This is a genomic window from Heyndrickxia camelliae (assembly GCF_002844575.1).
GTDB lineage: Bacteria > Bacillota > Bacilli > Bacillales > Bacillaceae_C > Margalitia > Margalitia camelliae.
Genome location: NZ_PIQO01000001.1, coordinates 1 through 25261, shown reverse-complemented (window position 1 = coordinate 25261; position 25261 = coordinate 1). Strand labels below are relative to the sequence as shown.

The window sequence follows — 25261 nt, the reverse complement described above, 5'->3', positions numbered from 1 at the left end:
TGAAATAGGGAAAAGGGAGTGAACCCTTTCCCTCGTACGTGCATATATCCACCTATCTATCCACATAAGCTTTCCAAATTACCTCCACCCACGTGGATAAAATAACCATAAATCAATGCCCTTGTAAAAGAGGTTTACTTAGTATTTGGTTTTAATTTCGATAAAACAATCGATGGTGCTGGCCAGTTAAATGGTGCTGGATTTGCATATGGATCATCCTCTGTTGGCCAACCTGTATAATTTTGTGTTCTGTATTCATACCAAACTGGTCCATTTACTAATGGAATGGTTGGCATTTCATTTACCATGACATTTTGCAGATAATTAATCGCCTCTTTCTGAACCGCTTTGTCCGTAGTTCCTTGGAATTTCTTCAATGCCGCATCTGTTTGCGGATCATTCCATTTTTCAAGATTCCAGTTTCCATGACTGTTTAACATATCTTGATATTGCTTATACGGATCGGATCCGGAATTGGTCCAAGAAATGGCTAAATCATAATTTCCGCCAGTAACATTTTTCGCATACGAAGCGTATTCTGGCTGTTGGACTTTCACGTCGATACCGATATCCTTTAATCCTTGGGAAATCAACTGTGCCATCGTGGTCCAATCAGTCCAGCCAGACACCGTCTGTAACGTGAAGGACAATTTCTTGCCATCCGGTGAAACAAAGATTCCGTCCTTACCCTTTTTATAACCTGCGTCTTCTAATGTCTTCACGGCTTCATCTTTATTAAATGCAAATTCTAATTTATCTTTTGGAATACTTGGGTCTACCCAATCTTGATCTCTAGGAAGAATTAAAGCTGTGGTGCTAGGTAATGGATCATACCCAGATGCTGCTTGTTCTGAAAGCTTCTTGCGGTCAATGCTTAAACTAATTGCTTTGCGTACATTGATGTCTTTCAAGAGGGGATTTGTTAAATTTGGATATAGCGTTACGTTATTACTTGGCGGGAACCAGTACTTGTTATGTTCTTTATCAATCGAGACATACACATTATCTGCATCAGGAATAAAAATACCTGCCCAATCTAGTTCTCCTTTTGTTAAGGCTAATTGTTCACTATCGTTACTGCTATATACTGGGAAATGCAATTCCTTCACAGCATATTCTCCACCATAGAAGTTTGGGTTCACCTTCATTTTATACAGTTGTGCTGTAAAGGAATCGAGCAAGTATGGACCTGTTCCGATTGCATACTTCTTTGTGATTTTCGCTTTAGATGGGGTGCCAAGATCCTTCCATATATGTTGAGGTACGATAACTACGCCTAAAACATAGGATTGAAAAGGAACATTCGCCTGGTCAAAATTGAATGCAACCTGATTATTTCCTTGTTTTTTAACAGATGTAACTTCCTTCCAAATACCAGAAGTATCAGCAGCTGGATCTTTTTTCAATAAATCAAAGGTAAAAACCACATCATCAGCAGTAAAGGCTTCTCCATCTGACCATTTGACATTGTCTCGAAGCGTTACAACGAGCGTTTTATTGTCATTAGTCCATTCGTATTTAGTTGCGAGCATTGGATTTTCCTTCCCGCTGACAGGGTCAAAATAGTAAAGTGGTTGGAAAATCAAACCGTTTGTTCCACCCATTGCCGTGTTGGAAAATGGATTAAAGTTTTCTTGCCATTGACCTGCAGGTGACAAGCCGATGACTAGCGGTTTTGCGGCACCATTACCTGTGTTCTTTGAACCCCCAGTCTTTGAAGTAGTTTTGTCCGTACATCCTGCAAGTACTGCGGCCAGAGCAAGAAAAATAACAAGCAGAAGCGATGACAGTCTTTTCATCTTCATTTTCGTTCCTCCTATTATTTGATAGCGAAAGCGGTTTCGTAGAAGACATTAAAATTAAAGCATTTACATAAAAAATTAACGGCTGTACTTCTAACCAACCACCACCTCCTTAAGTTTTTTCGTACAGCTATTTTCTTATATCTGCAACAGTATCGCGAATCACTAATTCCGTTTCTATCGTGATAGGACTTGCAGAGTAGTTTGGATCATGGATCAGCTTGAGTAATTCCTTCGCAGCTGTTTGTCCCATTTCTTCCTTCTTTTGCCTGATGGTGGTTAATCCGGGAGTTACATATTTTAGTAGAGATACATCATCAAAACCTATGAGAGATATATCTTTCCCAATCTTCAAACCCCTTTCTCTAATTGCTTCCATAGCCCCAATGGCCATCATATCACCGGCACAAAAAATAGCAGTAGGCAGATGATTGTTTTCTAATAATTGCTTAGTAGATAGATAGCCACCTTTTTCAGAGAAATCACCTGGCAGTATCCAATCTTCCACTATCGGCAGCTTATGTTTCTCCATCGCTTTTCTAAATCCAATTAATCTATCGTAACCGGGTTTTGTTACAAATATATCTGATATAAAAGCAATCTTGGTGTGTCCCTTATCTATCAGATGTTCAACTGCCATCATTGCTCCACCTATGTTATCAGAGCAAAGATAATTAGCATTGGGTCCAATTAAATCTAAATCAATGGACATACAAGGAATCCCACTTTGAGCAACTCCTGCAAGATTTGGATCTGTTCGGGGTACACTTAATAAAAACAGCCCATCCACATTCCTATTACGCGCTCGTGCCTCAAACGTTTCCGCTTGATTTTCTGGATGATTGTTGGCAAAAAAAATTAGATCATAGCCATTCTCCCCTATAACATCCTTAAAGCTTGCAAGTATATCCTGCAGAAAATGATGTCTAAGCCCAGTGTTTAAATGGTCTTGAAAAAAGACACCTACGGTTTTGGATATTTTCGTTGCAAGTCCTCTTGCTATGGAATTAGGCTGATACCCCAATTCATCAATGATTCTTTTTACAGTCTGAGCGGTATTTTTCCCTACATCCGTTCTTCCATTTAGTACTTTTGAAACAGTTGCCGCTGAAACACCTGCCTTTTTCGCAATATCATAAATTGTCAGCATGTATCTTACTCCTTCGAAACCGGTTACGTTGTCTATATTATTTATCAGAATAATCAAAATGTAAAGGTTTTCGTTCAAAATATTTAAAAATATTTTTATTGTGGCAAGCATATAATCTATTTTTAGGGGATATTTACTATAATATAGAAAGAAGGATTGTGTTTAGATAAACACAATCCTTCTTCCTATTTTACATTTCTAAAATCAGACACTGGATAAAAAACAAGCTCTCCTTTTCCTACGATTCTCTTTTTATCAATAAATCCTAAACCATTACGACTATCCTTACTCACTAATCGATTATCCCCCATTACAAAATACTTGTTCTTTGGAACCGTAATCGGGCCATAATCACCTGTTAAGCGGCTGCCCATTTGCTTTGCTATTTCCCTGTTTTTAGATAAATAAGGCTCTTTGCAAATGACTCCATTAACATGCAATACATCATTTTTCACTTCAATCCTGTCGCCAGGAAGACCAATAATTCTTTTTACATAATTTTTCGTTTTACCTTTAATAATGACAATTTCTCCTCTATCAAAATTTCCTGTAAAATTTAGTTTGTTCACAATCACTTTTTCTTGATCATGTAATGTCGGTTCCATGGATGCGCCTTCTACAATATAAGGAGAAATCAAAAAAGATCTGATAACAAATGCAATCCCCAAAGCAATAAGCAATGATTTCCCCCAGCTTTTTACTTCCTTTTTAATATTGGCTTTCATTTCCCCACCTCGCATTAATTTCTTTGGATACATTCATAAATAATACTTCGTGATGGTGTAAAAAAATCCTTCTAAAATTGGATTGATCTAAGGCAGACATAGAACCCGATATTTCTGTAAACTGTCCCTTGTTAATGGTCTTTGCGGATTAGGTTCCGTTAACCACGGAAATGCACTGTTTTAATGGGGGATATAGAGCAACCTGTATCCTCCATGCACGAGGACAAAGGCAAATTATAATATATTCTAATGGTTTGTTCCTAAAAAATGCAAAAAAATAGAGGGAAATGTTCAACTTATATTAAGTAGTTCGCTGTTAGATTGGCTAGAGCAAGTAGTTAATATTTTGGGAGTAACACATGAAGAAATTTCAACTAAGCTTATTTTAAATGAACTCTCTTTATAGTAATAATGCGGATTTCTTTTTATGATCAAGAATATGCGGGGTCTGCTTCCTCTTTAACATTATAGTTCATCATTCCTGCGTCAGTAAAAATATACATATGCGAAGTTTTAAATAGCAGCGGACGATATGAAAAAAATAAATAAGATTATCCAAGAGCATTTCTTCAAGAAATGATGCATACCGCAGAAAATTCTGAAAGAAATATCTGCTTCCGTGCAAGAATATTTGGATTTGCAGAGATTATCTCCAAATTTTCTGGACTCGGTAATATAAGAAAAGCAATAAATTTAAAGCATTGTGATGAGTACGAATACAGAGCGCTCTGATTTTTATTTTAGTTTTACCTTGAGTATGAAGAGTATGCGAATGTTTTTTATAAGTTCTTTTTAAAAAGGAAAAAATTTATCATCCTATTTAAAATTAGTTAGGAAAAGCTATCTTTGTGCCAACTAAAATGGTACTTAGTAAAACTCAAGGAGGATGACAATGGGAATTCTTAGCGGTAATCCAAAAGAAGAACCTCTTCACTATGGTGAAGTGTTTGATATATGGTCTACCTTATTAGTTGGAAATGGTGCAATCGCTGGATATCAGACTATGTTGAATCATACTGGTGACGAGGATTTAAAGAAGCTTTTGCAAGAATCCCTTGATATTTGCCAGCAACAGAAAAAGCAATTAGAAGAGATCTTAAAGGAAAATGGTGTAGCTTTGCCCCCTGCCCCTCCAGAACGTCCAGAAGCATGCTTAGAAGATATTCCGGCTGGTGCAAGGATTCAGGACCCAGAAATTGCAGCTAAGCTCTCCGGGGAAATCGCTGCAAGTTTGGTTGCATATAGCCAGGTTATCGGTAAATCTATTAGAGAGGATATTGCCATGTTGTATGATCAATTCCACACACAAAAAGTTGGTTTAGGTGCAAAGGTACTCCGACTTAATAAGGAAAAAGGCTGGATTGTCCCTCCTCCACTCCATTATTCAAGTAAAGAGTGCTAATAATTCCGTATTCCCCGGCGGTTTTCTCGCTGGGGAATTTATCGTTATGGTGCTCCGTGATTTGTTTCATACATATTGTTATAACTCCATAAATTACCTGTATACAATCGGGACAAGCGGGTGTATAATAGTTTAACTCTCCTACCTCCGACCAATATTAAAGGAGGAAATGATAATGGCAAAAAAAGCATTATTAATAAAACAAAGCAGAGAACAAAAACATGCTGTTAGACAATATACACGCTGTGAACGCTGCGGGCGTCCACACTCAGTCATAAGAAAATTTAAGCTATGCCGCATTTGCTTCCGTGAACTTGCTTATAAAGGGCAAATTCCTGGAGTAAAAAAGGCTAGTTGGTAATAATTGATTCCCCATTTGAGAAGATGGGGAATTTTTGTTTATAAATGTTCGATACGATTTTTTTTTCGAAAAAACTACTTTTAGGTTTGGCGATTCCCTTTTGAAATTAGAGGATTTTACATATTATTTAGGAAATGCTCCCAAAATAAAAACCAGCACGTTACGTTTTATCCTCGTAAAGGTGCTGGTTTCAGCCTGATTTTAAATTTCGATAATAATGGGAACAACCATTGGCTTTTTCTTCATTTTATTAAACACATGCTGCTGAATGGATTTTTTTATTTCTCGTTTCATTACTTTCCAATCGTTTCGATTTCCTTTTTGGATTCCATTAATAGCATTTGTAGTAAGTTGATTCACAGTTTTTCTGAATTCGGAGAAATCGCCGTCTATAAAACCGCGGGAAATAGTTTCCGGTTCCGAAAGCAGTTTTCCGTCGTATTTACTTATTGTTAACACAACGATGAGCATACCATCCTCCGAAAACTGTTTACGATCTCGCAATACAAATTCCCCTACATTCCCAACATCTCCACCGTCAACGTAAGTGTTCCCAACTGGTATCTCTCGTATTTGGCGGGCTATTCCATTTTCAATATCTACAACATCGCCATTATTAACTATAAACGTGTTTCCTGGTTGTACTCCGACGGATTCAGCTAGTAAACGATGATGGTGCAGCATTCTAAGTTCTCCGTGAATCGGAACAAAATATTTTGGTTTCATTAAGGTAAGCATTAGTTTTAAATCCTCTTGATAGCCATGACCAGAAACATGCATGCCCGATGTACTTCCTGATCCATAAATTACCTTGGCACCAAGGGCATAGAAATTGTCTACAATGGTTGTGATACTTCTTTCATTGCCAGGTATTGGGCCCGCTGCAAGAATGACCGTATCCTTTGGTAAAACTTCGACGCCACGAAAGTTTCCAGTCGACAAGCGGGCAAGTGCTGCCAAGGGTTCTCCTTGGCTACCTGTACATAAGATAGCTACCTTTTCAGGAGGCAGTTCATTCATTTCATTTTGGTCTATTAACATTCCATCCGGAACCCTTAAATAACCCCGTTCCATGGCAACTCCAACTACATTCACCATACTTCTTCCAAGCAACACAAGCTTCCGATTTGTTTTATATGCTGCATTCACAACCTGTTGAACACGACTAACATTGGAAGCAAAAGTGGAAACAATAATTTTACGTTCCGCATTCATAAAAGCCACTTCTAAATGATCCGCTACCATTTGTTCGGATGGGGTCAGGCCAGGGCGTTCGGCATTGGTACTCTCGGACAATAGAAGAAGGACCCCTTCATTTCCGATTTCCGCCATTTTATGAATTTCCGGACGTTCATCCCGATTTTCAGGTGTTAAATCAAACTTAAAGTCCCCTGTATGAACAACATTCCCTTCTGGTGTGCGGAAGACGATTCCCAGGCAATCAGGAATGCTATGAGTCACTTTGAAAAATTCTACACTTAATGTTCCAAACTCTAATTTTGAGTTTGCATGGATTTCAACAAGTTTGCTTTCTCTTAGAAATTTATGCTCTTTTAATTTGATTTCAATTAAGCCTAGGGTGAATCGCGTAGCATAAACGGGGACATTTAATTTTTTCAAAAAATACGGAATCCCTCCGATATGATCTTCATGACCATGTGTGACAATCAAAGCCTTTACCCTATCCTTATTTTCAAGTAAGTAATTGATATCAGGAATTATCAAATCAATTCCTAATAGACTCTCATCCGGAAACTTGTTGCCACAATCAATAATCACGATATCATTTGCATATTCAATTGCATACATATTTTTTCCGATTTCATTCAAGCCACCTAAAGCGAAGAAAGATAAGATATTTTCATTTGTATTCACCTTCATATCCTCCCACTCTGAATATAATCTTAGTATGTCCTGTGTAATTTCGTTCGAAACATAGGATTCAAATTCAAACAAAAAACACCCAAAAACATTGTTTGGGTGTTTTTATCCTAGGACTGTTTAAAGTGATTCTGTCTCCAATCGAAATCCTTCCACTACCACTTCTTCATCCACCTCTAATAATAGACATCTCTTTCCATTAAAAGTTATATACTTAATATTTTTGAGGTCTTTCGGGTTGATGGTTACATTAGCAATCTTTGTTTCGATTTTTATCGATTTCGGAATGACACTGCTTGCTTTGATTTCGTGTTTTTCGTCATAGACCACACTTTTAAAAGCATGTTCCACTTTATCTGTGTTGACATTTTCCACTCCACTAACTTCTAAGATTCGTTCAATGTCTTTGGAATCAAGTGTAGGTGGTTCACTTTCTTCATTTTCTTGATTTTCCTGTACCATTTTATCAATTTCCTCATAGACATTTGAAATAACTTTGGAATCAACTTCGTCGCCTACCACTATTTTTAATATTTGATCGAAGGTGTCCTTTTCTTCTATTGCTGTTATGATTTCTTCACATTGGAGCACATCCACGATAAACGTTTCACTTGGTTGATTCACTTTGCCGCCATTATAAAGAATGTGATTCACATCTGCTGCATTATCATTAAAGGCAGGAAACAGAAAACCGTTTAAAGGAGCCGCTAAATTTATAATAGGATCCACGGCATTATTGGACTTGAATTCTTTCTCAATATAATCGAATAGCAAGGCTTTTTTCGGCTGGTCGGTTTTATTTAGACTGCAAAGAACAAATTGACTGGAGTATACCTCATCATCTCCTCCTTCTTCGGATTCCAAATCACGCTTCCTTGTGGCCTTTTGATATTCTCCCCTGATAAAGGTAACCACCGTATCAAATTCATACTTTGTCTGCGCAAACATTTTCTCGACAATTCGGAGCATATTTTCTTTCCATTCTTCCGTTGATGGTGCATGTAATCCATTGAAAAGGATCATTTGGGTGCTTTCGTCCACATCACGACGAAATTTCAGTTCAAACAGTTTGGCATCAAGATTCCCAGTCAAAACTTTTTTAAAGTTGGTTAAAAACAATTCTTGTGCTTCCTGTTCTAGCATTTCAAACGGCTGGCTAATTTGATGATAAATCTCTCCTGATTCTTTCTTTACATATACATTAAATATTTCTCGGATTTTCATATATCGACTGTTTAATTTAAATTGATTTCGGATATTTGCGATGTCTTTTTTATTCATTTATCTCATCTCCTATCCCTGATTATACTGTTCTGATAAAAAAATTGTAATACTTGATATTTTTTCAGTTTTCCTACCTAGCAGGAATATTATTTTTTATAAGGAAAAGATTTCTGTTATATTACCCTATAAATTCCAAATACGAGTCCGATATATTAATAGAGGTGAAAAACATGGATATTGCAGCCTTATCAATCGGATTAAGTCAAGCATCATTGGGACAGAGTGTTGAAATTGCCTTAACAAAAAAAGCGATGGACGCAACTCAACAAAACAGCGCTGAAATCATTAAAATGCTTGAAGCACCACATCCAACATTAGGGAACACCATTGACTTAAAGGCATAACAAAGGGGTACATTCATGTTATCATGAATGTACTTTCTATTTTTTTGCAGATGTTAATCGCCTCATGTATGAGGAAATTTAAATCAGGCAGAAAATCCGTTAAATACAAAAACCCCGCTTCCATCTGAAGGGGGTATTCCGTCATTAAATAGGATGCTAATCTAACCAATCTACCATAAAGCTTACTCACACATTGAAAGGTTAGATATATTTATAGATTATTTTGTTCCAGTAGAACCATGTCCGCCGCGATTTTCATTTTCTAGCTTTTCAACTTCCACTAATTCAACCGGCGGCATTTTTTTCATGATTCTGAACTGACAAATACGATCGTTCATTTCAATTACAGTATCCCTTAATGCATATGCTGGGAAAAACCATTGATCTTCATCACCTTTATAAGATTCGTCAATAACTCCCATGGAATTCGTTTGGATAATTCCAAAATTCTTAAAAGTACTGGAACGAGGTACGACATGTGCTTCATACCCTTCAGGCAGCTCCATCGCAATGCCAAGCGGAATTAATTTGAATTCATCTTTTTTCAATTCGATTGTTTTTGCTGCACGTAAATCCAACCAGTCACCTTGTACAATTTTATCGATTCTTACTAAATTTTCGTTAAAATACTTAATCTTAATTTGTTGTGTCGACATTTTTTTCTCCTCTACTTCTAAAGAATAGCGATGAGGTGTACCATGCCCCCATCGCTAAACTGTTTAATAGTCATAATCTGATTCTTTCATATCCTCCACAACGGAAAGTAAATAGCCATTTCCCACCGTTGAGAAGAAATCATGATTCGTTGTTCCTGTAGATAATCCATTAATAACAATCGGATTCACATCGTCTGCTGTATCTGGAAATAGCGGTGATAATCCAAGATTCATTAATGCTTTATTCGCATTATAACGAAGGAAAACTTTTACATCTTCCGTCCAGCCTACTTCGTCATATAATGACTCTGTGTACTTCACTTCATTTTCATATAATTTATACAACAAAGAGTATGTCCATGATTTCATGGCTTCTTTTTCTGAATCTGTCAACTGCTCGAAGCCTATTTTAAACTTATATCCAATATAGGCTCCATGTGCAGATTCGTCTCTTATAATCAGTTTAATGACTTCTGCCACGTTTATTAATTTTGCCCTACCTAAATAATACAATGGCGTGTAAAAGCCAGAATAAAATAAAAATGATTCTAAAAAGACACTTGCCACTTTCTTTTCTAACGGAGTACCACTCTGGTATATTTCATCAATGATACGCGCTTTCGTTTGAAGAAAATCATCTTCTCTTGCCCATCTAAAAATATCTTCAATTTCTCTTTTTGTATTGAGCGTACTGAATATCGATGAATAGCTTCTGGCATGCTCTGATTCCATAAATTGAATATTATTAAGAACTGCTATTTCATGCTGTGTTTTTGCGTCCTTCCGCAATGCATCAATGCCATTCTCCGATTGAAGTGTATCCAGCATTGTTAGTCCGCCAAATACCTTTTCCACCAAACGTTTCTCAGGATCAGGAAGCTTTGTCCAGTCTGATTTATCTTTAGACACAGGCATACGTGTAGATAACCAGAATTGTTCTGTTAATTTTTCATATGTCATTTTATCCATAATGTCTTCAATATTATTCCAATTTATTGCATTATAATAATTCCAGTCCATACAGAGTCTATCCTCCTTAAATACTGCATGATTCACAATAGTTAGCACCTACTTCAGTTCCTTCATCCGTATAAGTTCTGATGTAATAAACTGACTTAATGCCTTTTTTCCATGCATAATTTCTCAAGATATTCAAATCTCTTGTTGTTTTCTTTGTAGGATAATCACTGCCCGCTTTCCATTCATACATCCCATCTGGTAATTCGGATCTCATAAACAGTGTCATACTTAAACCTTGATCAACATGTTTCTGTGCGGTTGCATACGTATCAATCACTTTTCGTTGATCAATATCATAGGCAGACTCATAGTAAGGAAGTGTTTCAGTAGTTAAATATGGTGCAGGATAATATACTTTTCCGCGCTTCCCTTCAGTACGTTCCTCAATTCGTTGTGTAATCGGATGTATGGAGGCTGTTGCCTCATTCACATAGGAAATGGATCCAGTTGGTGCAACTGCAAGCCGATAGGCATTATATATACCGTATTGCATAACCGATTCTTTTAATTTCTGCCAATCCTTATGGTGCGGTATAAAAATATCTTTAAATAATTCCTTCACTTTTTCATGTTTAAACTCAAAATCCGGTTCATTTAAATATTTGTCGAAATATTCACCAGTTGCATATTTTGACTTTTCAAACTCATAGAAGGTTTTACCCGTTTCTATTGAAATGGCATTACTTTCAACAAGAGTCCAATAGTTTAATAGCATAAAATAAATATCCGTAAATTCCAATGCTTCAGGGGACCCATAGTAAATTTTATTTTTGGCTAAAAATCCATGCAAATTCATTGCCCCTAAGCCAACTGAATGATACATGTCATTCCCATTTTTCACAGATGGTACTACATCAATACTAGAATGATCTGTTACGTATGTTAAAGCACGCAGCATGGTGCGTACTGATTTTCCAAAGTCAGGCGAACTCATTAGATTGGTGACATTGGTTGAACCTAAATTACAACTTACATCATTTCCCAAGATGGAGAATGTTTGGTCGTTGTTAATTAAGGAATCTCTCTGTACCTGAAATATTTCTGTACATAGATTAGACATGATGATCGTTCCATCAATTGGATTCGAACGATTTACCGTATCAATATTAATAATATATGGATAGCCACTTTCATTTTGAAGATTACTTATTTCCGTTTCTAAATCTCTCGCTTTGATTTTTGATTTACGAATATGAGGATTTTCAACCATATTGTCATATTCTTTTGTAATATCTATATAGGAAAATGGTTTTCCATAAATTTTTTCAACATCATGAGGAGAAAATAAATACATATAATCATTGTTTTTAATTAATTCATAGAATTTATCTGGTACGATAAGGCCAAGTGATAATGTCTTGATCCGCACTTTCTCGTCTGCATTTTCTTTACGAACGGATAAGAAATCAACGACGTCAGGGTGGAAAATATTTAAATACACGACTCCTGCACCATCTCTAGCTCCACCTTGATTGGCATAGGAAAAAGCATCCTCAAACATTTTCATAACAGGAACTACCCCATCTGCAAGTCCGTATACCCCTCTGATTGGATCATTGTTAGCACGGAGATTCGATAGGCTGATTCCAACCCCTCCGCCTAGCTTTGATAATTGCAAAGCAGAGTTGATACTTCTACCGATAGAATTCATATCATCAGAAACAGTCAAAAGGAAACATGAAACCATCTCCCCCGCCCTCTTTTTACCAATATTTAAAAACGTAGGGGTTGCTGGCTGATACCGCTGGTTGATTAACTCTTCAGCTAAGTCTAGTGCCAATTGTTCATTTCCATCAGCTAACGCGAGAGCATTAAAAGCTAGGCGATCTTCATATCTTTCTAAAAATCTATTTCCATCGTCCGTTTTCATTGCATACTGGGAATAAAACTTATATGCACCCATAAAGGAACGGAAACGAAATTTTTTATTATAGATACTTTTAAATACTTTTTTGACAAATTTGCGATCGTATTTATTTAGAAAATCGACTTTAATATAATCATTTTCTATTAGATAATCCAGCTTTTCATCTAAGGAATGAAAGAATACTGTATTAGGATTTACATATTCTAAAAAGTAAGCTTTCACAGCTTCCCTATCTTTATCTAATTGGATTTTTCCATCCTTAGGTAAATTCAATAGATTGTTTAGAGTAAAATACGTATCCTCTTTGACCTTTTTACTTAATTCCGGTGCTAGCAAGTTGATTCACTTCCTTCTTAAAATAATTAACATCCTCATCTGTGCCGCTAAATTCAAATGTAAAAAGCAATGGTTTATTATATTTTTGTGCTAAATCCCGAGCATTAAAGCAATAGTTATGATCAAAATTCATATTACCACTGCCAACAAAACCAATTAAATAGTCGAGATTATTTTTATAGTTAAGAAATGAACTAATGATATCTGTAATATCGTCATCATAGGACGGGGCAATCAATACGAATGATTCTTGAACCTCAAAAAGAGGATCCGAGTAGTTGATTTCAACAGATTCCAGCTCGGTCCTCTTAACAAAGCTCCTAACATTCCCAGTTAAGGAAAGAAAGACAATTAACATTTAACAGCTATTGCTTTCAATTTATCTGGTTGAAAACCAGTAAATGGTTCTTGCCCCTCCACTACCACTACTGGCATCTGACGTAAATTTAATGTATTAACAACGTAATCAAAAGCATTCTCATCTTCTTCTACATTGAACGTTTCAAACTCAATTCCTTCCCCATTTAAGACTACTTTTGTCATATCACATTGTGGACAACCATTTTTAGTATAAACTGTTACTTTCGACATCTTATTACCGCCAATCTACATTTTTTTCATTATTAATATATGATTATAGCAATTTATGACAAGAATTTCACCTTAAAAAGTTCCCATTTATTATTTAGTTAATTTTGATTGACAAATATCGAGAGAGATACCCTGAAATACTTGAAAGGACCCAAAGAGAAGGAAACAAATAGGAATGCGATGAAGACAAAGGAATAAAAAATATAGGGCAAAACGATTGGAAAAAAGTTTTGAAAGGAACTGTATCCCCAGGTTATATTTCTATTTTTCTTCTAAAAAAGACTGTAGTCATCCTCAATTTTTCACGAGTTTGACTACAGTTTCTAGTCTTTGATTAGGATTTAATTTCTTATATTTCTAGCATTAGATTATTACTGCTTTTCGTCTTAAGAAAAAATTCCAAGTGTTCTTTTAGAAATCCAACATAACGATCGACCTCTTCGATGGTTGTGTATGGAGAGATTGCAAAAAATTTATGCGCATAGACGGATATTCGCTTATTCGAGTTTGCTGCTTCGATGAGACGCTGCTTTTTAGTGTTTCCAAAGAAGACGGTATCTCGTTCGGCACCAATTACCTCTGCAAACTCATCATTAAATTGATTAATTTCCATGATTTCTTCTACCGTTAAATGTCCGTTTATTTCATCATTCCACTTTATTTTTTCTGGATAAAAACGGAATGTTGTAATCGGGGAAACCTCATTCGTAACCATCACATTCGTAATTTCCTTTGTTAACGTCTCTCTAAATGCAATATTGACACGAATATAGTTGGCTAAAAGCTCTTGGTAGCCTTCAATTCCAAATGCTAATAAAGACGCATAAATTGCTAATGCACTTCCCATTCTCGAACATTCGAGCGTATAGCCTGTATGATAGCTGCCATATCCGCGATTCCCAACATATGGCGTTTCCGCTGCATCTAAATCAACATACATAAGATTCTCTCTGTTTTTGATTAAAAATAAACTTGATATATATGGTGTTTGTCCAAGCTTATGGAAATCAAAAACCATACTATCTGCAAGCTTGATATGCTTAAACTTCTGTTGATACGATTTCAATACATCTTTAACACGGTCTTCGAATCGCAGTGGATTGCTTTCAAAGTCGTAATCATTAAAGAAAGTATACATGCCACCCATTGCAGAGTCTGCATGGATGTAGATTGAATTTATGCCATAGGTGCGTTCTAAATCTTCCGTAATCTGCTTAATCCCCTCAATATCATCAATTCCAAATGTATCAGTGGTTCCCATTGTGGCAAGGACATACAGAGGAACACCACCTTTTGCAATAACTTGCTCCATTTTTTCTCTTAAATCTTCTAGATTCATAGAATGATCATCATTCACTTTCACGCGAATCATGTTTTCGACACCAATCCCAGTTGCCTCCACAGATTTATAAAGACTGTAATGTGATAGCTCTGAACAGAAGCAATAGAGATTTTTCGGTATACCATGCTGATTAGAGGCTGGAGCGTAACGGGCAATGGCAAGACGTAAAGAGTTAAAGACCGCACCTTGCCCTCCCCAAGTTGTGTATCCTGCACTTATGCTTTCATCGTATCCAACGAGTTTTGATAGCATACTAGTGACTTCGATTTCTGCAGTTGCCGCTGCCTGTCCTTCCACATCCCAAAGACTATTCCCATTGACTAGCACCATTACTAAATTCCCAATGATACTTGCGATATTTGGAAGGGGAGCTGCATTTGCTACATAATTCCGGTTGACATAACGGTGTCCTTCTACTAATTTTAGAAGCTTCTGAATCACTTCCTCCATGGACACACCCTTATTCGGAACATTCGCCTTTTGAATAACACGATTATAATAATCCTCTGTATAGTCGGGCATCTCTCCCAACGTTAGTTTGTTAGGATCTTTTAATTCATCTATTTTCGTTAAAATCGTCTTAAAATATGATAATAATTCCTCTCTTTGAAAGTCATTTCCATCCATACTAGGAAATAATTTTTGAATCTCCTTCATTATTTTACCTCCCTGATGTTTTTACTGCAGCTGTAATCTTATTGAAAGAAATGTAGAATCCAATGGGATAGCCCTGCCGCATCTAAAAAAACGATGATAATGGCAATTGGAACGATATATTTTAAGAGAAAATAACAGATGGAAAATAATGCGTATCCTACATTCGATCCTTGTTTTAATTCGGTATACAAATCTTTTTTGGGAATTTTCCAAGATACATAAATTGCAATCAATAATGCACCTAAAGGCATTAAAATATTGCTAACTGTATAATCCATTAGGTCAAAGATTGTCTTATGAAAGAGTTGGACATCTGCCAGTGCACCATATGAAAGACAAGCTGGGATACCAACGATAAAAATAAGAATCCCAGTCACCCAGGTAACTTTCTTGCGCCTACGCGTATCATTTTTCGTAACTGCCGCCACAATAATTTCAATCATAGAAAAAGCTGAAGTTAAAGCAGCGAATAAGAATAATAATAGAAACGCTAAAAAGAAAAGCATTCCAAAAGGCATGTGGTCAAATACCGCCGGTAAAACAGAGAATATTAAGACCGGTCCTGCATTTGGCTTCAGCCCAAATGCAAAAACTCCTGGGAAAATCGCTAAGCCTGCTAATATAGCAATCACAATATTTAGGATAATAATAGATAAGGCCGATTGCGGTAAATTTTGCGTCTTAGGCAAATAAGAAGCATAAGTAAGCATGACGGAAACACCTAGTGACAGAGTAAAAAATGCTTGTCCAAGGGCAAATAGGATACTTCCCGATGTAAGCTTCGAAAAATCTGGCACTAGTAAAAATTTCACACCCTCGATCGCTCCATCCAAGCTCAAAGACCGAATGACTAAAAACAAAAATAACAGAAGCAATGCCGGCATCATGATTTTGCTTGCTACTTCAATCCCTTTTTGAACCCCTTGGGCCACAACAAGAATGGTGATGAGCATAAATGCAAGCTGTGCTGCAATAGTGGAGTATGGGTTCGAAATAATTTCACCAAATAATTGCCCATACTGATCCTGAGTTAATCCAACTAACCCGCCACTAAAAATTTTTATAATGTATAGAATAATCCAGCCACCTACGACACTATAGAACGAAAGAAGTATAAAGCATGTAAAAACACCAATTTTCCCTATAAAATTCCACTTATTATTGGCTGCTAATTTTCCATATGTTTGAATCGGATCACTTTGCCCCATTCTCCCTATCATAAATTCTGCTAATAATAATGGCATCCCTAAGACTAGGGTAAAAGCTAAAAATATTAAAAGGAAGGCACCCCCACCACCTGTTCCGGCCACATAAGGGAATTTCCATATAGCACCCAAACCAATTGCTGATCCAGCTGCTGCTAAAACAAATCCTATCTTTGATCTCCATTGCTCTTGTTGCGACATTACTATTTCCTTTCCTTTTGCATCCTATTCCTTCTTACAATGTTCAATAAAAAAGCCCACATAGGTGGACATAAAAAAGCAAAACATTGCCTTATAAAGTAAATATCCAACCTTTTCGGCAATCCGGCTGCCATAAAAATATTCTTTTGGCCCCCAGCTTTGCGCCTCCATTTTTCAATGGGTTTGCTATTATCGAAGGAATATGACAAAATACCATATTTTTTTCATTGATGCTTGGTAGAAATTGCAATTATAAAGTGCTTAACTTATATTCTTTTCTCCAAGTATCAATTTGCTTCCCACAAGTTAAATGAACCTATGAGAAGCAACCTATTTTTGTCGGCCAAGCAGCATCTACGCTCTACTTAAGCTTTAGCCATTTTAATTCTATCATTCCATGAAAGCAGCTTATCTACTTCATTTTTTATCTCTACTAGATCTTTTGCTTCCTGAACAAGTTTTTCCATAGTCTGGAGTTCATCATCGCTAATTTCTATTAGTTCCTCAAACATCTCCACAGATTCTCGAGAAATAGAAGCGATCTCTACAATTGCTGTCATGATTTGCTGAGTAGCAGATGATAATTCCTCTGTACTTGCAGAAGTATTTTCATTATTCTCCGCAATAATTTTTGTAGTAGAAACAATCTTTTCGAACATCGATCCAACTTCTACAATGGTTTTATTAGTAACGTTAAATTCTTCTGTTCCTTGTTGCATCGATTGAACCACTATCTCCGTTTCTTCTTGTATATTCTTTACAATATTGGAGACTTCAGAAGAAGACTGACGGGATTGCTCGGCCAATTTACGAACCTCATCAGCAACAACCGCAAATCCTTTCCCATGTTCACCCGCACGGGCAGCCTCTATTGCCGCATTCAATGCCAATAAATTAATTTGTTCGGAAATCCCTGTAATCACTTTTACAATCATGCCAATTTCGTGAGATTTTTCCCCAAGTTTATTGATTGCGTCAAAAGTTTTATGTATCGTTTGATTAAACTGCTCCATTTTTTCCAAGGAGTCTTTTAGCTTTACATTTCCTTCTTGCGTCAATGCTAAGGTTGTATTCGACTGTTCAGAAATTTGATTCGATCTCACGGATAAATCTTCGATAGCTTGTGCCATTTCTTCCATAGATGCAGCACTTTCTTCTGTAGCTACTAATTGCTTCTGTAAACCTCTACCTACCTCATCAATTGCGGCTCTGACAATATCTGCTTTTTCAGATGCATATTCACCAGTTTCAGCGATATTTTCACCTATTTCATGTACATTTTTTGAAAAAGAAAAGAACGTTTCCCTTACATGGCTAAAAAACTCAATCAATTTATTAAATACAGTATGATCTGAACTTTTTTCATTTACTTTGTTTGCGATATTACCTGCTGCTATTTCTTTCATACCATTTAGAATTTCTTTATTAATATGATGACGTTTTAGTGAAAAATATCGGTAAGCAAAATACACCGATACCACCAATAAAATAACAATAATCCCTAGCAAAATAGCTTCCATAATGAATAAATCCCCTAACTCCTTTTAATTATTGAATGATTATGTTAAAACTCTTTTAAAAGAATATACGTTCCATCCGCTATATTTTCAGGAATGCCATTCAACTTACTATTTTCCTGATATTTATGAACGATATAATTTCCTTCTAAATCTTTATATTTTTGTATATTATGATATTTTTCGAATACTCGTACCGACTTCGGATTTGTCGCTTCCACTAAAACACCTTTTAACCCTTGTGATATTGCCTTGTTGATTAATATATTTCCTAATTGCTGAATAATCTCGTGGCGGCCCTGTTCTGCAATAACTCCTAACATGAATAGGTGCAATAATTCTCCATCCTCAATTTCTTTTCCTGTTCGTTTTTGATAATCTTCCATGAACCGTTTATCGACATCTTCTAGTACACGAAGAATGACATTCATTTCATAAAAAGAACCTTCAAATACATCTTCACCGATAATCTCAGGTGCATTTGTATCTCCCGCAAGCACACCCACAACGTTATTATCGATATCCTTTGCAACTACACAATATCCCTGGTCGATAGTAGAATCTAAATAATCCTTAGTAAACTGATAGAAGTCTTCATAATTTAAATGTAATTCACCTACCATCGGTTCCTGAACCCATTTCCCTGAAACATCGACTCCAATAAATGTACGAGCTAAACACTCTGCTGCTTTCTGAATTAAATCTGGTTGTTCCGCTGTTAAAATTTCATATGTATATAATTCTTGTGTTGTTTGCACTGCTTACTCTTCCTTTCCAATTCTAAACTAAACATTCTCTTTCTATTACACCTAACATTACATAGAATGAGGTACTTTATCGATTAATGAACCTGTGAACACAATTCTTTCCAGCACATTCCTAATTTGTACTTGAGCAATTTTAGAGGAAGGTTTTACGACAAGGACCTCTTTAAAGCCTAAGGTTGTATAAAATTGCATAGCACCCTCCAACTGCGGTAAAACCTTCGATGGGACAGGTGTTTGGTGAGTTGCATCAACAACTAAGGTATATACATGTTTGGATACTTTATTAATCGTATTTTGTAAATCCATCATATAACCTTCTGCGTCTTCCTCTCTAATTAATCCATGCACCTGTACATGCACTTCCTTCGCGCCCTCATTAATGGCCATTTTGTATTTCTTTTTATCTACGACTAGCATCTTCTAATCTCCTTTCTTTAGTCTGTTATACTACTTTGTTAATATTTGCACATTTTTCTGCGTAGCAGGACAATAAAAAAGCTATCCCAGAGATAGAAGGATAGCCAAGTCATGTCGAATAATCACATGTATATTATTCTTGGCAACCCGACTATCATAATCCAGAAGGATTTTAGACTCGTAGCTTTGCGTCCTTACCTTTCGATAAGTTTGCCCTTAACATTTGCAGAAAAAGTAGTACTAATCTCATGCTAAAATTTTACTATACCATTATAATTTATTTGCAATATTTTGTCGAACTAGAAACATAGGGACGGTTCTTTTGTTCCGTTTTTCAGTTCCTACCACAAGAATAACATCGATTGTCTCTAACATTAATATAAAAACCTCCATTCAACTTTTTTCATCTGGCTCCTAAACAGTATCATTTTTTGACATGATTAAAGGTTATGATGTAATCATCAAGTGAAGACGAAAAGTCATTTGATAAATTTAAAAAAAGGAAGGTTTTGAATATGAAAAACTATACCGTAGTAGCAAAAGACAGCTTTACTGTGTTAGGTATTGGAACCGAGCTTAGGAGCGATTACACTGACTATGCTGGCATTACTAAAGAAAAGGCAGACTTTTGGGAGTCCATTAAACAAGATGGAAGGCTAGAAACATTAAAAGCTGTTGCCACAAATAATTACATTTTCGCCGTGAACGAAGCAGTGAATAATAAGATGATGCATTATGCGGGCGTCATGACAGAGGCATCCGTACCAGAGGCATCTAGACTCATCCAATTTCCTAAAGGAGAATACCTAGTTGTAAAAGGAGAAGCGCAAACGGCGGAAGAGTTGAGTAACAAACTAACTGGCATTGCCTTTGGTCAAGTCTTGTCAGAGGTAAAGGATGTTGCCTATGTTGGCGGGCCAAATGCAACGGTTGAGATGGGGCAGCAAAACGGCATATTATTTGGTGAAATGTGGATTCCGGTTGTTCGGAAATAAAGAGAACAGACGGAACAATCGAGGATTGTTTTTGTAATCCAAAGAGAAGATGAAAGTTGGAAATATCCCAAGAGGAAAAGTCTTGCATTTTTTATACTAAGTATTCGTTTTCCATCATTGAAATTAGTGAAAGCTATTTTCTCGCTATGATAAAAATAGCTTTCACTAGCTTGCAAACCCAATCAATGCGGAGATTTTTCCCTTTGGTACTTCAGGTATCCGCTTTTTAAACATATCTAATATATGTTCCGACAAAATCATGTAAAAAGTTGTAAGGATAGGGCGTTACTTATTAAATGAATGGTAAAGGAGAAGAGATCAAAAATGAAAACAAATGGAAAAATGATTGCTTACTGGACAGTCACATCCCTACTTGTATTTGCTATTATGTTAAGTGGTATCGGGCAACTCATGAAATATGGAGGAAACGTCGAGTTAGTGACGAATCTTGGTTACCCATTATATATTTTAACCATTCTCGGGATATGGAAACTACTCGGAGCCATCGCTCTCCTCATGCCAGGTTTTCCTCGTCTTAAAGAATGGGTTCACGCTGGTATCTTCTTCTTAATGACTGGCGCAGCTTTATCTCATGTCTTTTCTAACGATTATGGGGATTACGGGTTTAATATTATCCTTCCGCTTTCATATGCTGCACTCAACATCGCTTCTTGGGTACTGAGGCCACAAAGCAGAATCCTAGGGAGTTTGCCTATAAATACTGAAAGACATGCAAAAAAACAGAGTCTAGTATTCAAGTAAAATCCATGCATATGAGGTACTAAATGTAAAAATAACAGTGCAAATAGCAGTCAAGAACGCTTTGATACTAAATCGAGGCGTTCTATTTTTATACCATTTTTTCCTAACCTATTTCCCATTTGTTATTCACGAAATTTCCTATTTCTTGTTAGATTTCATTGCTATTTTCATTGAGCAGGATGAAGTGTCGATACCCCCGCTTATCTGTCCACAATATACGAAAAAAATTGTAAGAGAAAATGAAGGAAAAATATGTTCATAAATGAATTATTACGTATAAGGAGGGATAAAAATGGCTTGTTTCATTTGCGAAAAACATAAAGGTCAAATAAATCAACCCCCAGGCGGATATATATTAGAAGATGAGTACTGGTTAGTTTGTCATTTCCCTTTTCAGCAAGCTGTGCTTGGTCAACTAGTAGTAGAGTCTAAAAGACACTTCTTGGATTTTTCAGAAATGACTCTGGAGGAGGCACAATCTTATGGAGTACTAATGAAAAGGCTATATTCAGCTTTGAAACAATTGAAAGATTATGAAAGGATCTATTCACTAATGTTATTGGAGGGTATTCCACATTTTCATGTTCATTTGATTCCAAGAGATAGTAATATTAGAACTAAGGGAATAGAATTTCTTAGTCAAAATTATTCTTGCGATGAGGAAAAAGCTTGTGAATTTGCAATAAAAATGAGAAAGCTATTATGTAAGTAGAAAAATCTTTAGTCTACACATATAAGAAAAAAATTTGAACGTTGTCAATAGATAACGTCTTTTTTTGTTAAATGAAAAGGTGCAAAATTATAAATTTCAGCGGTCAATTCATTCAGCTTTTCTCCATGCACTATCAGTACAGTTTATTTGGATTAAAGATCCTGAAGGTAGACTGATTAAGCTATAGAAGAAATAACCCTTGTTTACGAATATCAACAATCTGACCAATATGATAGACATTATGGGTATAAATTTGAAATTTCACCCCAATATGGACACTCTGCGAGATAATTTTGTATTAGTTCACCTAACATACTATTAGGAATTTCCTTTAACGTCTTTAACCAATCTGTATAAACGTTTACAAAATTTTTATACTTCAATTAGCCTTAAACATTTCATCGTTATCCTTATAGTAAGAAATAATAAAGTCGCGAAAATTGCTTACTGAAGAAGATAACATCTTATGTCTCATCCAAGACAAGCCGACTGGATATGTAGCGGAGTCATCCGTAACTTTTATATAATTTAACCCCAATGTTTTACAAACAGAAATCGGAAGTAAAGCCACACCTTGATCAAGCTTTATTATCTCAACCAGTAAATTAGAATCTACCTCAAATGCAATATTAGGAATGAAGCCAGCTTTTTCACAAAGCATGGTTGTAAAACCACTGTACTCCTCATTATTAGCAAGAGTAATAAATGCTTCGTTGGCAACATGACTTAATGAAATTTCCGTTTTACCCAAAAATCTATGGTTCGAGGGTAAAACGAGTACAATATCTTCATTTACCAGCACACAACTCTCTATCTCTTCATCTTGAATGGGATGACCTGCTATTCCTAAATCAATATCCCCCTTTTTTAAACTTGTCATTATTTCGCTTCTATCTCCGAGTTCTTGAATAATTTTGGATTGAGGGAAATGGTTAATAAATCCGCTAATTAGTCCTGTAAGGAATCTTGGATTTGAAATTGAGATTCGTATCGTATTAGAAACTTCATGTTCCTCTGATTGAATTTCCATTTGAGCATTTTCAAGCTCAGTAAATATTCTATTTACGTGTCTTAAAAGAATTTTTCCTGATGCACTTAATTGAATATTTCTACCTTTCCTCTCAAATAGGTTTGTACCCAACTCATCCTCAAGTCTTTTAATAGTCAGACTTAAAGAAGGCTGGGCAATATTCAATTGTTTGGCTGCTTTAGAAATGTGTTCTGTATAGGCAACTGTCTGAAAGTATTTTAGCTGAAGTAATTCCATCTACAATTCCAATCCTCACTTATTTATTATAATAAATATGTATATACCTTATTATGTATTAGATTAAATGTAAATATAGATGTAAAATAATCAAGTAAATAAAAAACATACTAAAAAGCAAAATATTCTGCAGAACTTTACGTAAAAAAGGAAGGTGTCATTCCGTGAAAATCGATGTAAATAACATAGCAAAAAATTTTAATACACCATTAACAGCACCTGCGTACCCCGTACCAACCTATAAATTTGTCAATCGCGAATATCTTAACATTATTTACCGAACGGATGAGAAGGCTTTACGAGCGGCAGTGCCAGAACCTCTAGAATTTACTGAACCACTAGTGAAATTTGAAGTAATGTGGATGCCTGATGTTTCTGGACTTGGTGCATATACAGAGGCAGGACAAGTAATCCCTGTTCATTTTAATGGTGAAGAAGGGGATTATGTTCATTCCATGTATGTAGACAACTTTCCAGCGATTGCAAGTGGCCGTGAACTAACTGCATATCCAAAGAAATTAGGTTCACCTAAGCTGTATATAGATTCTGATACCCTTGTTGGTACACTTGATTACGGCAGTCTTCGTGTAGCAACTGCAACGATGGGGTTTAAGCATTTTGAAATGGATAAGGAAAAAGCTAAAAGTGAAATTTGTCGCCCCACTTTCATGGTGAAAATCGCAACTGATTATAATGATGATCTGAGAATTTGTGATTTAGTACGAACACAAATAACCAATATTGAAATTAAAGGGGCATGGACTGGCCCTGCTCGACTTCAATTATTCGAACATGCATTGGCGCCTCTGGCAGATTTGCCAGTATTAGAAGTCGTTTCCGCATCTCATATTCTTACGGATTTGACCTTAAATGCTGCACAGCCTGTATATAACTATCTAGAGGAAAAATAAGGAGGAATTTAAAATGAGAATAGCTGTTTTAGGAGCTGGTTCTTTAGGAACCATCGTTGGAGCATATCTTGCTGATGGTGGAATGGATGTCGAATTAATTGATACTTACCAAGAGCATGTTGATGCTTTAAATCAAACTGGTGCAAAAGTCATCGGAACAACGGAGTTTCATGCAAAGGTGAGAGCCATTACTCCTGAAAACAAGTCAGGAAAATATGATTTAGTCTTACTATTAACTAAACAATTATTTAACGACACCATCCTGCGAGAGTTACTTCCGTTTTTAAAGGACGATAGTGTGGTTTGTTCCTTGCAAAACGGTATACCTGAAGAAAAAGTTGCGTCCATTGTTGGTGTGGAACGTGTTATTGCAGGTTCTGTTGAATTTGGAGCTACTTTTATTGAACCGGGCGTATCCAGCCTTACAACCGAGTATACTCAATTTAAAAAGTACGCTTTTCAAATTGGTGAATTAAACGGTGCAACAACGGAAAGAATCCAGAGTATTAAATCGGTTTTAGACCTTGTGGGAGGAACTCATATTTCCGACAATTTAGTTGGAACGAAATGGTCAAAACTACTTATCAATAATGCGTTCAGTGGTTTATCTGCGGCATTAAACGGAGAATATGGAGACATTCTTGACAATGAAATTGGTATTCTTAGTGCGGTTTATATAGCAGATGAGACAATTAAGGTTGGACATGCAACTGGTGTTACATTTGCTAAAATGAATGGATTCGATATTTCCTCACTTGAATTACAAAGTGAAAAAGATATACCGAAACGAATTCAAACTTTACGGGTAGTAATGGAACCTTCTAGGCTATTAAGAGCAAGTATGCTTCAGGATCTTGAGAAGAAACGTAAGACTGAAATCGACTACATTAATGGCGTTATTGCAAGAATGGGAGAAGGAACAGGAATTTTAACACCTTTTAATGATTTGATTGTAAAACTAGTCAAATCGGCCGAAGAATATCAAACTGTGCCGAATTTTGATACAAATATAAAAGCATTTGAAGAGTTATTAAATACTTTATAGGTAAAGTAAGGAGGAGGCTGGGACATAACTAGCTTCAAATAGTG

At 36.1% G+C, this 25261-nt stretch carries 24 protein-coding genes and 2 riboswitches; of the genes, 8 read left to right on the top strand and 16 right to left on the bottom strand.

From position 1 onward, the window contains the following. Positions 1-134 precede the first annotated feature (134 nt). The 3 genes from CWO92_RS00120 to lepB all read right to left on the bottom strand — a co-directional run bounded on the left by CWO92_RS00120 (position 135) and on the right by lepB (position 3677). Positions 135-1805, bottom strand: a complete 1671-nt coding sequence (locus tag CWO92_RS00120) for an ABC transporter substrate-binding protein (protein ID WP_101352165.1) — start codon at positions 1803-1805, stop codon at positions 135-137. A gap of 127 nt (positions 1806-1932) precedes the next feature. After that, a complete protein-coding gene (locus CWO92_RS00115) occupies positions 1933-2952 on the bottom strand; it encodes a LacI family DNA-binding transcriptional regulator (RefSeq protein ID WP_101352164.1) in 1020 nt (339 codons plus the stop codon). Positions 2953-3137: 185 nt separating this feature from the next. Next, positions 3138-3677, bottom strand: a complete 540-nt coding sequence (lepB, locus tag CWO92_RS00110) for a signal peptidase I (protein WP_101352753.1) — start codon at positions 3675-3677, stop codon at positions 3138-3140. Positions 3678-4569: 892 nt separating this feature from the next. Between lepB and CWO92_RS00105 the strand changes: the two genes are divergently transcribed. Both CWO92_RS00105 and CWO92_RS00100 read left to right on the top strand, forming a co-directional pair. Beyond that, positions 4570-5079 (top strand): DUF3231 family protein, encoded by a 510-nt coding sequence (locus CWO92_RS00105; protein WP_101352163.1) that lies wholly within the window; start codon positions 4570-4572, stop codon positions 5077-5079. 175 nt (positions 5080-5254) lie between these two features. Further along, positions 5255-5440 (top strand): type Z 30S ribosomal protein S14, encoded by a 186-nt coding sequence (locus CWO92_RS00100; RefSeq protein WP_101352162.1) that lies wholly within the window; start codon positions 5255-5257, stop codon positions 5438-5440. Between the two features lie 201 nt (positions 5441-5641). On the opposite strand, the gene CWO92_RS00095 is transcribed toward CWO92_RS00100, so the two are convergent. Beyond that, a complete protein-coding gene (locus CWO92_RS00095; RefSeq protein WP_101352161.1) occupies positions 5642-7315 on the bottom strand; it encodes a ribonuclease J in 1674 nt (557 codons plus the stop codon). A gap of 126 nt (positions 7316-7441) precedes the next feature. Beyond that, entirely contained in the window at positions 7442-8602 is a 1161-nt protein-coding gene (locus tag CWO92_RS00090; protein WP_101352160.1) for a DUF4317 domain-containing protein, read from the bottom strand. A 173-nt stretch (positions 8603-8775) separates the two neighbouring features. Between CWO92_RS00090 and CWO92_RS00085 the strand changes: the two genes are divergently transcribed. Beyond that, on the top strand, positions 8776-8949 hold the full coding sequence (locus CWO92_RS00085; protein WP_101352159.1) for a YjfB family protein: 174 nt from the start codon (positions 8776-8778) through the stop codon (positions 8947-8949). 218 nt (positions 8950-9167) lie between these two features. Here the strand turns inward: CWO92_RS00085 and CWO92_RS00080 are convergent, their stop codons facing one another. The 10 genes from CWO92_RS00080 to CWO92_RS00035 all read right to left on the bottom strand — a co-directional run bounded on the left by CWO92_RS00080 (position 9168) and on the right by CWO92_RS00035 (position 19525). Beyond that, complete coding sequence (locus tag CWO92_RS00080; protein WP_101352158.1) at positions 9168-9605, bottom strand: dUTP diphosphatase; 438 nt, start codon at positions 9603-9605, stop codon at positions 9168-9170. A gap of 63 nt (positions 9606-9668) precedes the next feature. Beyond that, positions 9669-10625, bottom strand: coding sequence for a class 1b ribonucleoside-diphosphate reductase subunit beta (gene nrdF / locus CWO92_RS00075; protein WP_101352157.1), 957 nt, complete (start codon positions 10623-10625; stop codon positions 9669-9671). Between the two features lie 16 nt (positions 10626-10641). Further along, positions 10642-12828, bottom strand: a complete 2187-nt coding sequence (gene nrdE, locus CWO92_RS00070) for a class 1b ribonucleoside-diphosphate reductase subunit alpha (RefSeq protein WP_101352156.1) — start codon at positions 12826-12828, stop codon at positions 10642-10644. Then, positions 12806-13186 (bottom strand): class Ib ribonucleoside-diphosphate reductase assembly flavoprotein NrdI, encoded by a 381-nt coding sequence (gene nrdI / locus CWO92_RS00065; RefSeq protein ID WP_101352155.1) that lies wholly within the window; start codon positions 13184-13186, stop codon positions 12806-12808. Before nrdI ends, nrdE begins: the two co-directional genes overlap by 23 nt. Continuing rightward, positions 13180-13419 carry a glutaredoxin domain-containing protein gene (locus CWO92_RS00060; RefSeq protein WP_101352154.1) on the bottom strand — a complete coding sequence of 80 codons (240 nt, stop codon included), beginning with the start codon at positions 13417-13419 and terminating at the stop codon, positions 13180-13182. The genes nrdI and CWO92_RS00060 overlap by 7 nt, the downstream gene beginning before the upstream one ends. A gap of 349 nt (positions 13420-13768) precedes the next feature. After that, entirely contained in the window at positions 13769-15418 is a 1650-nt protein-coding gene (locus CWO92_RS00055) for a pyridoxal phosphate-dependent decarboxylase family protein (protein WP_101352153.1), read from the bottom strand. 38 nt (positions 15419-15456) lie between these two features. After that, entirely contained in the window at positions 15457-16824 is a 1368-nt protein-coding gene (locus CWO92_RS00050; RefSeq protein WP_101352152.1) for a sodium-dependent transporter, read from the bottom strand. A gap of 114 nt (positions 16825-16938) precedes the next feature. Further along, a riboswitch (cyclic di-GMP riboswitch) is annotated at positions 16939-17022 on the bottom strand. 167 nt (positions 17023-17189) lie between these two features. After that, complete coding sequence (locus tag CWO92_RS00045) at positions 17190-18344, bottom strand: methyl-accepting chemotaxis protein (protein ID WP_101352151.1); 1155 nt, start codon at positions 18342-18344, stop codon at positions 17190-17192. Between the two features lie 44 nt (positions 18345-18388). Beyond that, positions 18389-19099 carry a hypothetical protein gene (locus CWO92_RS00040; RefSeq protein ID WP_101352150.1) on the bottom strand — a complete coding sequence of 237 codons (711 nt, stop codon included), beginning with the start codon at positions 19097-19099 and terminating at the stop codon, positions 18389-18391. A gap of 57 nt (positions 19100-19156) precedes the next feature. After that, positions 19157-19525: a hypothetical protein gene (locus CWO92_RS00035; protein WP_101352149.1), complete on the bottom strand. Its 369-nt coding sequence runs from the start codon at positions 19523-19525 to the stop codon at positions 19157-19159. A 138-nt stretch (positions 19526-19663) separates the two neighbouring features. Continuing rightward, positions 19664-19750: riboswitch (cyclic di-GMP riboswitch) on the bottom strand. Positions 19751-20040: 290 nt separating this feature from the next. On the opposite strand from CWO92_RS00035, the gene CWO92_RS00030 reads away from it, so the two are divergent. From CWO92_RS00030 to CWO92_RS00020, 3 genes are all read left to right on the top strand, one after another. After that, entirely contained in the window at positions 20041-20520 is a 480-nt protein-coding gene (locus CWO92_RS00030; RefSeq protein WP_101352148.1) for a GyrI-like domain-containing protein, read from the top strand. A gap of 324 nt (positions 20521-20844) precedes the next feature. Next, the gene (locus CWO92_RS00025) at positions 20845-21282 is read left to right on the top strand and encodes a DoxX family protein (RefSeq protein ID WP_437177486.1); all 438 of its coding nucleotides are present in this window, start codon (positions 20845-20847) and stop codon (positions 21280-21282) included. Between the two features lie 292 nt (positions 21283-21574). Then, positions 21575-21994, top strand: coding sequence for an HIT family protein (locus CWO92_RS00020; RefSeq protein WP_101352146.1), 420 nt, complete (start codon positions 21575-21577; stop codon positions 21992-21994). Positions 21995-22373: 379 nt separating this feature from the next. On the opposite strand, the gene CWO92_RS00015 is transcribed toward CWO92_RS00020, so the two are convergent. Beyond that, the gene (locus CWO92_RS00015) at positions 22374-23261 is read right to left on the bottom strand and encodes a LysR family transcriptional regulator (RefSeq protein WP_101352145.1); all 888 of its coding nucleotides are present in this window, start codon (positions 23259-23261) and stop codon (positions 22374-22376) included. Positions 23262-23425: 164 nt separating this feature from the next. On the opposite strand from CWO92_RS00015, the gene CWO92_RS00010 reads away from it, so the two are divergent. Both CWO92_RS00010 and CWO92_RS00005 read left to right on the top strand, forming a co-directional pair. Next, positions 23426-24172, top strand: a complete 747-nt coding sequence (locus tag CWO92_RS00010) for an acetoacetate decarboxylase (RefSeq protein WP_101352144.1) — start codon at positions 23426-23428, stop codon at positions 24170-24172. 13 nt (positions 24173-24185) lie between these two features. Continuing rightward, positions 24186-25217 carry a ketopantoate reductase family protein gene (locus CWO92_RS00005; RefSeq protein WP_101352143.1) on the top strand — a complete coding sequence of 344 codons (1032 nt, stop codon included), beginning with the start codon at positions 24186-24188 and terminating at the stop codon, positions 25215-25217. The last annotated feature ends 44 nt before the right edge of the window (positions 25218-25261 follow it).